The organism is Lysinibacillus sp. RU7 (assembly GCF_057837305.1).
The window spans coordinates 1-12,301 of sequence record NZ_JBYQFK010000002.1; the positions used below are offsets into that span (position 1 = coordinate 1).

General features: G+C 37.8%; 3 protein-coding genes. 2 read left to right on the forward strand and 1 reads right to left on the reverse strand.

The genetic code is table 11. The annotated features are described in order from the left end of the window. Positions 1 to 236 precede the first annotated feature (236 nt). The gene (locus AC3II9_RS01780) at positions 237 to 9,119 is read right to left on the reverse strand and encodes a hypothetical protein (RefSeq protein ID WP_489152772.1); all 8,883 of its coding nucleotides are present in this window, start codon (positions 9,117 to 9,119) and stop codon (positions 237 to 239) included. Positions 9,120 to 9,440: 321 nt separating this feature from the next. Here AC3II9_RS01780 and AC3II9_RS01785 point away from each other — a divergent pair, with 321 nt between their 5' ends. Both AC3II9_RS01785 and AC3II9_RS01790 read left to right on the forward strand, forming a co-directional pair. Next, the gene (locus AC3II9_RS01785) at positions 9,441 to 11,543 is read left to right on the forward strand and encodes a sensor histidine kinase (RefSeq protein ID WP_489152773.1); all 2,103 of its coding nucleotides are present in this window, start codon (positions 9,441 to 9,443) and stop codon (positions 11,541 to 11,543) included. Then, complete coding sequence (locus AC3II9_RS01790) at positions 11,518 to 12,252, forward strand: response regulator transcription factor (protein WP_489152774.1); 735 nt, start codon at positions 11,518 to 11,520, stop codon at positions 12,250 to 12,252. The genes AC3II9_RS01785 and AC3II9_RS01790 overlap by 26 nt, the downstream gene beginning before the upstream one ends. The last annotated feature ends 49 nt before the right edge of the window (positions 12,253 to 12,301 follow it).

Below are 12,301 nucleotides of genomic sequence, written 5' to 3' on the forward strand. Positions count from 1 at the left end.
GGTACCCCCTCCTAAACAAAAAAAATCATCTCTTCGCATTAATTGTTTTTATAAAACCTATTGACTGGAGGTAAGAAAGGGAGTGTCCCAGAATTACTTCTCGGACACTCCCTTTTCACTTGTTTAAAAGACTATTGTAAGTCCAGTGTAAACGGCTAATAAAAAACGCTGTTTCCCCTTCCAAATCAACTAGATTTGGAAGAGGAATATACAGCGTAATGATGTTTAATTTAAATTTATAAAGTCTTTGCCTTCGCTTCATGCTCCTGTAATACACTTAGATTTTTAACAAACGAACGAGCTGTAGACCCTAACATTGAATAACTTGAACGAGCGTCAACAACTGCCGCTTTATACGCAGCGATTGCCGTAGCGTCTGCACCTTCTGCGATGGAAAGTGCATTAATTTTTTCAACAACTGCAGCTGCTTGTGTTAAATAAGCGACTGTCACTTTAGTTGAAGTGGATAACTTAGAAACAATTGCATTATATTGCGCATTTAAAGTTGCTACTTGTTCTATAAAATCAGCTTCTCCCCCTGTAAGTGCATTCACTTTTGCTGTGTAGTCCGCCACATTCGTTGTCACTACTTGTGCTTCTAGCGCAGTTTGTGCTTTCACATCAGCTTCTAATGCGACAAGCTTAATATAGCCATTTGTCGGTGAAACAACCGCTTTTAACGTTGTAGACAGTGCATTATACTGAGTACGAGCTTCTGTTATTTTTACTTTAGCCGCTTCGTCATGTTTAGTTGCTGTGGCAAATGTTTCAAGTGACATAGTAGTAAAGCCAAGGACTTCAATACCATCTAAATTATTTATTGCTGTAGTCCAGCTCACTAATAATGCATCATTAGCAATTGATTGTACTTTTGCAGTTACTGCGTTTTCTACAGCAACCAGAACATCAAGGTTTGATACATATGAGCGTGATGTTGCACTTAAAGATGCATATTTTGCACGTGCAGCTTTAACTTGTTCTTGCAATGGTGTTAACTCTGCAGTTGTCTTTACATCGTTAATCTCTCCTACAGTAGGAAGATTATTAATTAATTGAACCGTTTCAGCTGCATTATAATAGTAGACAATACTTACACGTTGCGACGTACTTATTAATGCTTTTGCCTCCAATGACAATGCGTTATACTGTGCCATCAAATCAATTGCACTATCAATCGTCTGTGGCGTCATTTTATTAAGGCTTTCAATCACTTCATTCGATGCAACCACTGCTCCTTGTTTTCCAACAGCAGCTTGTATTTCACGGTATTTAGCTACCGATGTAGACAATGTATTCAGCATTCCATACTCTGCTGGGTCTACACTGTTTTTTGCAATTTGACCTAAAGCTGCATAAACGTCACGAGCTGCTTTAATTTTTGATTCCGCATCTGAAGCATATCCACCAGTTTCACTTACGAATTCGGCAAATTTTTCCACTGTCAAACCATCTGTTAATAATAATTGTGGAAGTGCGCTATAAGCAGCAGTCCATCCTGCTAATTCCGCTTTCGCAGCTTCTACTAGCTTATATCTCGTCTTAAATGCTTTAGCCTTATCTAATTTTTCTAGCGAAACAAGATTTTTCTCATCAGCAGTTAACTTACTATACTCAGTTTCAGCTGTGCTAATAAGTGTTGCAAGATTATCAGGATATGTGATTGATTCAAAACTAGCGACTGTTATAGTAGCAGGGTCAGCTACTTCTGGTAAAGCTGCATACGCTGAAGTCCATCCTGCCAATTCATCGACGGCTAATTTCACCTCAAAATATTTATTTACAGAAGCTTCTAACGCTGCAATTGAATTGAAGTCAGTTTGAGCATAAGGTTTCTCTACTTCATCTAAGGCATTATACGCATTTTTCGCTGTTTCAATAAGTGTATAGGCATTCTCTGAGTATGAGTCCTTATAATCTTCAAAATTCGCTACTGTTAATTTAGAAACATCAACAACAGCTGGTAGCGCTGTGTACGCTGCTTTCCAGTCTGCTAAACCGTCAACAATTACCTTCACTGCTAAATAGTCAGCTACAGACTCTTCTAACGCCTCAAAAGTTGTTACCTCGTTTGCTATAAGGAAAATCTTGGCGTCAGCATCTGCTTGTATTTTATCTAACTCTGTTCGAGCTGTGTCGATTAGTGTCTCGATATCAGCATTGTATTTGCCAGGTCCATAAGTTGGGAAATTCTCCACTGTCAATCCAGACATATCAATTTTTGCTGGTAACGCTGCATAAGCCGTCTTCCAAGCTGTCAATTTACTTAGATTTGCCGCTGCTTTTGCTGCTTGATCTTGCAATAGCTCTTGACGTTTAACCGCATTTTCATACTTTACAAAATTATTATACTCATCTTTATTTACATAACCTTGAGCTGTTTCTGAATAGCCATCAAATATAGTTCGTAACCCTTTAATAGTAGTGATCTCTGCTGAGTCATATTTTATTGCAGCATCGATTGTTTCGTATGTTTCTGCATCAAAGTTGAATAATGTTGCAGGTAAATTTGGATACGCTGCTGTCCAAGCAGTAATCGCTTCGGTTTTCTCCAACGCTACCTTCTTCGTCTCTGCCGCTTCAATTGCTTCTGTTAAAGTACCTATATTCGTTACGTATGATTTTGGTGTTGCTTCTAAAGCTTCGTAGTCAACCTTGACAGCATTTAATGCAGTTAAAACAATCTCAACTTTCGCGACTGTATCGGCAGGTGCTAATGGGTCGGGAGTAAGTGCCGTTGTAATTGCTTTAATAACCGCAATCGCTGCACCATGATCCGCATAGATTGTTTTTTCTTCTGGCTCTAACTTGTCCTTGTATTTGATGTAGTCAGCTGCTAGTGCCTCGTAGTCTGTAATATACGTGCCAGATTCAGCATCAATTGTAGCTAAGTCAGCTTTAAATTTAGCTAGTGACTGAGCAGCCTGTGCAGCATCATAAGCAATTTGTAGCGCTTCTTGTTCTACCACCGCTGCTTCATGCGCCTCTAATAACAAAGTCGCCTCTTCCGTAATATAAGCTAATGCCGCTTCATTTCCTACTAAGTTCGTTAGCTCTGCACGTGCAGCTTTAATGTCTAACATTTGTTGCTCTGTATATTTAGTTGCTTCTTCGAAAGTCTCTACTGCTACATCAGCAAATGAGAGTGCTGTTGGTAATAATTTAGCAAAGGCTGCTTTCCACGCAGCGATAGCTGGTTGAATGTCTCTTTCGTTTTCTAATGCCACTTGTTTCGCAACAGCCTCTTCAACTAATACTAATTGATCTAATTCAGACTGAGGAACTAATGCTTGCAAACCTTCTGTTGATGCATAACCATTATAAATAGCTCGTAATGCATTTACCTTATCTTTATCCGCAGTAACGTATAGATCTCCTGTATTTAAAGTTTCGTACGTTCTACCAGCGAAGTCGATTACTGCTGGTAACTCCGCATATGCTGCAGTCCAAGTAGCAATAGCCGCTGCATTTTTTAATTTTGTACGCTGAGCTTCAATTGCTCCTTCTAATGCTGTTAACGCCGCATCTGTACCCGCAGCTTCGTATAATGCTTTTTGATCCACTGATAAGTTCGTATAAGCTTGACGAGCGTCTTTTACTTTCAAATCAATTGTGTTCAACGCAGTCTCTGTCGTCGTTGCATTAATTTCAGTTTCTGTTTCCAATGCTTTAACTTTGCCAGCTACTACAGCAATCGCTCGATAGTTTGTTAATTTCGTCAAGTCAGCTACATTATTACTGTTAAAGTACGTTTTTGTCGCTGCAGGTAAATTCATATATTGCAACTGTACCGCGTCAACATCCGCAACAAATGTAGGTGCAGTTACATCTAATGCAGTAATTGCAGCAACTAAATTCCCAATAACTGTATCTCTTTCATCTAACTGCTTCGCTGCTAATGCTGTATTGTAAGCTGTTACATCTTTTTCTAAATTTTGCAGTTCTTCATATTCTGCTGTAGGTACTTTTGTTTGAACAGCAATTTCCGCTACTTTTACATCTTTTAACCCATCATAAGCAGAGCGAGCCGCTTTGATGGCATTTAAATCTCCTTCTGTATATGCTTCATAGCCTGATTCGTCTACATTGGCTTTAGTAATTGTTGTAGCATAATTTTTCAAGACAATATCCTTAATTCCGTTATATGCAGTTGTCCATGGTTGTAGCTTCGTATTAATCTCAGCAAGATTATCTTTCTCTAGCTTTAACTCTGCGTATTTCTCTACAGAAGCTTTGTATTTATCTAATTCATCTTTGTCCCCTTGAATGTACTCGCGGTAATAAGCAGGATCCGCTGGAATATTGTTATATGCCTGTAATGCAGCATTTACATTCGTTTTTAGACCATCAAAATCAGCATACTGAGTCAGACCGTCAAAATCCGCTACTGTTTTTCCTGTGTAATCATTTGGGGTTGGGGCAACAGCCTTTACTGAGCCCATAGCCGTTTTAAAGGCTGACGTTTTTGCATCAATATCTTCCTTTTTCGCTACAACGGCTTCTAAGTTCTTTAATTTTTGTAAATGAGCTACATCAACTGCATTAACAAAATCTTTGTCTAACATTGCGTTCAGCTCATTATACTCTATGCGTGCAGCTTCGATGTTTGTTACTTCGCCAGCTGTGTAATAGTTAAAATTTACTCCCGCTAAAGGATGTTCTGTGTAGTCTTTAATTAAAGCGTAAGCAGCATTCCAATCAGCAAGCGTTTCATCAATCAGCAATTGTTTTTTCTTCGCTTTTGCTGCTGCAATATAGTTACGTAACGTTGTATCATTTGCACCAACAGCATCCCTTACAATCAATTTTTGTGAAGATAGTAAAGGCGTATAGTCATCGTTAAGAATTTTTTCGGCAGCAGTAATAATCGGAGCCAGGTCAGCAGATGCTGTTGGAGTCTCATAATCCGACGCCTTTAAACCTGAAATCTTTTGAACTACAGCAACTGCGGCTACGTAATTCGTTAATTTTGTTTGATTCGCTGTGCCAATTGTATTTTTTTCTTCCGGAGTCAGCGTGCCAAATAATGTGTTCGCGTCTGCCACTGTTGTTGCAAATGTTCCGATTTCAGCTAATGGTACATTGGCAATATTCCAACCCTCGATTTTTGCTTTTAATGCAGTTACTTTTCCTAGTTTGTCTGAGGCCTCTAAATCTTTCTGTTTCTCTAGTGCTGCTTTATGCGCTAAATAGCTTGAGTTCGCAGTTGAGTCAATAAATTTCGTATTAGTACCGAAATTTGTATAATCCTCAATTAAACCTTCGATTGTCGATTTTTCATCACCATCATAAATATCAGCTGGGTTTACACCTTCTAATGTTGTAACACCTGTGAAATTTTTAGGTGCTCCTAAACCAGTAACACTTGATTCAAATGCATCGATAGCTGATTTTGCTGCTACATATGCCTCTACATCCACTATTAAAGCTTTCTGGTTCGCATGATAGCCTTTGTGCGTTGTTAATTGACCATATTCCGTTGCTACAGCTGCTTTTTGTGCCGCTGTTAATTTATTATACTCAGTTTCTGCATCTGCAATAGCTTGTGCTGCTACATCTGAATAGTAAGCACCTTTAATTCCCACAACTGTTAATGTCTTATCCCATTGTTTCGCTGCAAGTTCTGATACATTTGGAAGGTCTTTGAATTGAGCGAGCTGATCTTTAAATGGCTTAACCGCCACAGCAAGTGTAATCGCATCTTGCTTTGTTGCAATCGCTGCCTCTAAATCTGTTAAAGTACTAAGATTAAATACTAGCCCCTTTTGTGCTAACGTTAACGCATTATACGCGGTACGTACAGCTGTTCCTTTTGCTGCATCTAACGTACTTTGAGCATCTGCAGCCGTTGCGTCAATAGCCTCGACAGTTGATTTTGCTGTTAGCCCCGCAATTGCCGTCACAACTGGTTCTACTGCTTTGTGATTTGCTAAAGCGTTTTTCGTTGCGAGTGGGATTAATGGTTGAACTGCTGTATCTAAACTAGCGAAGTCTAAAGCGTCAACAGCTGCCTTATATTCCGATGCAACCGTTTTAGTTGTTAATGCTGCTACATTATTAATAAACGTAGTTGCTATATTTTGGTTTGCTGTTTGTGTTTCCGTAGCTAACTCATTTTCTAATCGCGTTTGCTGTGCAAGTGCCGCTTCATGTTTAAGCAATAATTGGAATTGAGTTCCTGTCACTGCATCTTTCGCTAATGAACTTAACTCTGTATAAAGTGTACGTACTGCACGAATTAGCGTCTTTTGTTCATCGGTATATTTAGAGAATCCTGCGTCTTTAAATTCGGCTAAAGTCGTGCTTGAAGTGATATTCAATGCTGCACCGCCATTAATCGTCGCAAGTTCACCATGCTTAGTAGTAAATGTTTGTAATTGGGCTTGTGCCGCTGCTAATTGTCCTTGACGTGTTACTGCCGCCTCATGAGCTTCTAATTTTGTAACGTCTGCTGCTGGTATCTCTGCTTTAAGGTCTGCGTCTGTAATCGCAGTATATTTAGCTCTTGCAGCTGTAATCTCGTCTGCTTTTCCCGTTGTATACTTTTCAACATATGTCGCTGCTGTGACGCCAGTAAAGTCTGCTGGAGCATAGTCAATTTTACTATACGCTGCAATCCATTCAGATAAACTATTAGCCTTTGTTTGTAAGTCAGTTTGTTTTGCTACTGCGTCTACATGTTGAGTTAATTTAGTAACATCTGCTGCTGGTACTAATGTTTGTGTTGATGCTGGGGCTATCTCGTCATATGCCTTTTTTGCAGCGGCAATATCTAACAATTGCTGGGCATCATACTGTGGTGTTGCTGCAGTAAATTTCGCTGCTTTTACATTATCAAAATTCTGTACCGTTACATTCTTAATTTTGTCATAGGCCGCAATCCATGCAGATAAAGCATTCGCCTTCGTTTGCAAGTCTTTTTGCGTTGTTGCCGCTGATACATGACTGTTGAGTTTTACACGATCTGCCGTAGATACCATGCCTTTAAGCGTTGTACTTAACAAATCATATTGCGCTTTTGCATCGGCAATTTCTGTTAATTGTTGTGCCGTATACTGTGGTGTTGCTCCCGTAAACGTAAATGGTGTGACACCTGTAAAAGTCTGTACAGGAACGTTCTTAATTTTGTCAAAGGCTGAAGTCCATGCTGTTGTACTACCCGCTTGTGTTTGTAAGGCTCTTTGATTCGCTGCTGCATTCACATGGTCCGTTACTAGGTTACGATCAGTTGCTGGCACCAATGCTTGAAGTGCTGGGTTTGAATTTAACGCGTCATTTTGTACTTTTGCTACGTCAATAAAACCTAACTGCTCTTCTGTATACTTAAGGTCTGCGCTCGTTCCAGCAAATGTTAATGCTGTCACGCCCTCAAGTTTCTTTACTGTAACACCGCTAATGTTTTTAAAGGCTGCCTTCCAAGCCGCTAAACTATCAGCTTTTGTTTGTAAAGCTGTTTGATTAGCTGCTGCAGCGATATGGTCGTTTAATTTTGTCACGTCAGCTGGCAGTACTAAACCTTGAAGTGCTGGGGATAACGCTTCATATTGTGTTTTTGCTGCTGCAATAAACCCTAATTGCTCCGATGTATACTTAAGATTTCCAGCTGTATCAGCAAATGTATAAGCTGTTACACCTTCAAGTTTCTGTACGTCAAGACCACTAATTTTTGCATAAGCTGTATTCCACACCGTCAACTTATTAGCATCCGCTTGTAATTGAGTTTGTCGCGCATTCGCCGCCACAAGGTTTGTCAGCAATGTTGACTGACTTTCTGCCACATATTGTTTTAATGTAGCTGTTAATTTATTGTATTCTGTATTTGCATTTTCAATGTTAGAGATTTCAGTTGGTGTATATTTAGTTGCTTCATTAAAGGTAGCACCTGTGATACCTGTGAAAGAAATCGGCGTTAAACCTTTAATCTGATCAAACGCTGCCGTCCAACCACTTAATGCACCTACATTATTTAAATAATTTTGACGTGCTGTAATGGCAGTTTCTAATGCTTGTAAATCCGATACATTCCCTACATATAAACGTGCAGTCGAAGAAAGTTTAGAATATTCTCCTCGAACAGCATCGACATTCGATTTAATTGAAGTGAGCGTTTCTTGATTCGCTGCATCAATTCCCGCTACTGTCCCTGCTAATGAGCCCCCTGTTAATAACCCTTTAATAGCCGTTACAACAGCAGCTGCTTGTGTATGATACGTTAGAGTTACTTTTGTTGAAGTCGGAATTAAGGCAGCTACTCCACTAGAAAACGCTGCTAATTCATTATTCAACGCTGCTACTTGTGTAGAATAATCTGCAGCACTAGTATTGATTGCATTGACTTTTGTGGTAAAGGCTGTCGCTTTTTCTGTATCGATTAGTGCCATAAGCGTCTTTTGATAATTTGCTTGCGTTTCATGTGCTACAATCTTCGCCAATTCAGTTGATACTAAATTTTTCAAAGTCGTTGTTAACTTATTATATTCTGCACGTGCAGTTACAATCGCCGCTAATTCAGACTCTGAATATTTTTCTTGTTCTGATAACGCAGTAAACGCGGTACCTGTTTTTACATCTGCTAAATTCACCGTTTTTGATGGTAATTTTGACACCGCTAATCTAAATTCAACTAAGTACACCTCATATTGAAGGGCAGTCGTTCTATTTTGGATAGCCGTTTCTAAATTCGTCAATTTCGAGTAATTTTTAACATACCCGCGTGCAGTCGCACTTAACTTTGAATAGCTCGCTTTTAAAGTAGTAATTTCAGCTGTGATTGCGTCTAACTCTGTTTTCACTTTTGTACTAATATCACTATTATTCGTAACTAGCGTTTCAATTCCTTCAACGACAGCACTCGCCTGCGTATGATAAAGTAGACTTACTTTCGTAGCTGTGGTTAACACGAGATTCTTCGATGTAACAGCAAGATTTATTGCTTTTACTTCATTCACATAATCCATACCCTTTGTTGGATCTAAACTATTAATGGCCGTTGTTGCTTGTGCTGCAGTCGTTATTTCCGTACTTGCCTGCACTGAATACGGTGCTACTGTACTCGCTAACACCACTGTTGCTAATAAAGCTTTTGCAGAACTTTTTACATACTTTGATTGATTTTGTTTCATACTTTTTCCTCACTTTCATATTAAATTACAATAAATAGATAATACTGTTATACTATTTTTATATGATATATTTTTAATTATTATAATAATATTTATATTCTAAATATTAGAAACATCCCTTTCGTGCGTATTAATTATCCATTTCCACCCAATTTACTAAAAAATAATAACTTCTCTCTATTCCAACTCCCAAATTCCTAGTAAACTAAAATGAGAATACGTTACTAACTGTTAGTTTAATTGAAAATGGTTTGTAAGGGGAGGGAAACTTTACATAATTTAGGTAAAGTTTTCTTAACCTTGGTAAAGGGGGCAACAGTTTTGAAGAAGATACTTAAAATCATAGTTGCTATTTTCATCATTTCCTTTGTTCTTTTCAATGGGGAGGTCCGTGCAGATAATCTTCAAATCAAACAAGGAGTACTTGATCTTCAAGAGCAGCCATTTAATGATCAAGTTCTTAAGCTTGAGGGGGAATGGGAGTTTTATTGGGGAGAGTTATTGACGCCGGAGGATTTCAGTGGACAAACCATACATAAGAAAGATTGGATTCAAGCGCCTGCCATTTGGTCAATGGCGGAATATACGGGGACAAAAAAACTGTCAAATGAAGGCTATGGTACCTATCGTTTAATCATAAAAATTAATGAAAAAAATCAAAATAAACCGTTGTCATTTTATCTGCCTTCTGTTGCCTCTGCTTTCCAGTTGTATGTAAATGGGGAACTAGTTGCTAAAAATGGCGTGATAGGCAAAGATCGAAATAGCATGGAACCTAAATCCTATTCACAAATAGCCTCCTTTATGCCACAGGCAAATGAAATTGAAGTAATTATGCAAGTATCGAATTTTTATTCAAGAAAAGGTGGGATGTGGTCAGTTATTAAGTTCGGATCTAGCCAAGAGATCTCTAAACTCAGAGAAGTGAATGTCATTAGAGAAGTGATTACTGCAAGTAGCCTTTTTGCAATTGGCTTATATCATATTTCTCTTTGTTTGTTTCGGGTAACAACTGCACTTCCTCTATTCTTAGGTATTCTTTGTTTAAGTATTTCATTGCGAACCGTTTTAGTTGGAGAAATACTATTAATCTATCTCTTTCCGACATTCTCTTGGGAGCTCAGTGTTAAACTTGAATATCTAACTATTTATTTGGGAATCATGATTATTTTTATTTTTTTAGCTTTTCTTTTTCCGAAAGAAATAAACAGAAAAATCATTTATGTAGCAAGTATTATTTGTCTATTATTTAGTTTAACAACCTGTTTTCCTGCCAATATATTTACTCACTATAGACGACTATTCGAAATTTTTTTAGTGTTCATGTTCATTTACTTTACTTATGTTCTTATTCTCGCGACCATTAGGAAACGGGAAGGAGGATTGATCAGTATTGTCTCAACCCTATTCTTGGCTTTAGCAATTCTCAATGATAGTTTTTACTATGACCAACGAATTGAAAGTATTGATTTAGTTCCAATTGCGGCACTTACCTGTCTATTTGTCCAAACGCTCATTGTTGCAAAGAAAAGTTCGAACGCGTTTAAACGAGTTGAACTACTCTCAAACGAACTACATGAAGTAAATTCATCACTTGAACAAATTGTTGCAACCCGAACGAAAGACCTTGCAAAAACGAATAAGGAATTACGTTATATTGAAGAATCGCGTAAATCCTTCTTTTCTTCCGTCGCCCATGAATTGGGAACACCGATGCAATCGATTCAAGGATATATCCAATTGTTACAGACAAAGACACCTTCAAAAGAACAAGAAAAATACTTAAACATTATATTTGAAAAAACAAAATTACTTAATCATTTATCAAAGGACTTACTAGATTTAGCAAAAATGGATGAAGGACAATATGAGTTTACTTTCGAAGAAATGGATACGATCTATTTACTAGACTATCTATATCAACGGTGTAAGCATGATATCGATAAAGCTGGTTTGAACAGTGTATATACCCCACCTAAACATGTACCGGACGGCGTAACCATTCTTATCAACATTGATGTCTTTCGTTTTGAACAGGTCATGTCAAATTTAATCAATAATGCGATTAAATTTACACCCGTTGGCGGACATATTCATGTTCAAGCTGAGTTGATTTATGAGAACCCTCATTTTCATGAAAAGGAACAAGGTATACTTCGAATAGAAATATGTGACACCGGAGCAGGAATCCACGAAGAATTGCTTCCACATATTTTTGATCGGTTTATGAAAGGGGGAAATTCTTTAAAGCAAATAAAAGGCTCGGGATTAGGACTAGCTATTTGTAGCGAAATTATAAAAAAACATGATGGAACAATTTCAGTAAAGAGTACATTAGGAAAAGGCAGCTGTTTCACAATTAAGCTTCCAGTTCAACTAGTGAAGGAGGATGAGAGTTTTGAATTCAACAATCTTAATAGTTGAAGATGACTTAGATATACAACGATTTCTAATAGATGCACTTGAAAGTTATGGATTTCAACCAATTTCTTGTGCAACCGGAATTGCTGCATTACAGACAATTGAAACAAACCATATCGATTTAATTTTATTAGATGTGCAGCTTCCAGATATGAACGGCTTTAAAATTTGTGAAACCATTCGTAAATTTTCGAATATCCCGATCATATTTGTAAGCTGTTTACATGATGGTTCTGACATAATTCACGGTCTAGAATTAGGGGGCGACGATTATGTGACGAAGCCATTTGACTTACATCAGCTGATTGCTCGTATAAAATCGAATTTAAGGCGAGCCCCGTTATTTAATCGACAACTGATGACTAATGAAAAACCTGCCCTTGATACCAACCAGATTGTCATTGAAAATGTGAAAATTAATTTTTACCTTCAAAAGGTTTTTGTGAACGATGAGATTGTACCTCTTTCTAATAAGGAGTTTCTAATCTTATCCATTCTTGCACAAAATCCAAATAAAGTATTAAATAACCACGAACTTTATACTCTTATCTGGGGGGAAGAAAGTCTTGGTGATACACGAACATTGAAGGTTCATATTAGTAATTTGAGAAAAAAATTAGAAGAATACACAGGACATTCAAATTTCATACGGACAGTTCGAGGACTTGGGTATCAGTTTGGTTTAGTAGGAAAAAATACAACCGACTCTTAAGGCTGTAATAAAATTCGATGAAACTACTTTCTTCGATAAGCAGCAATTT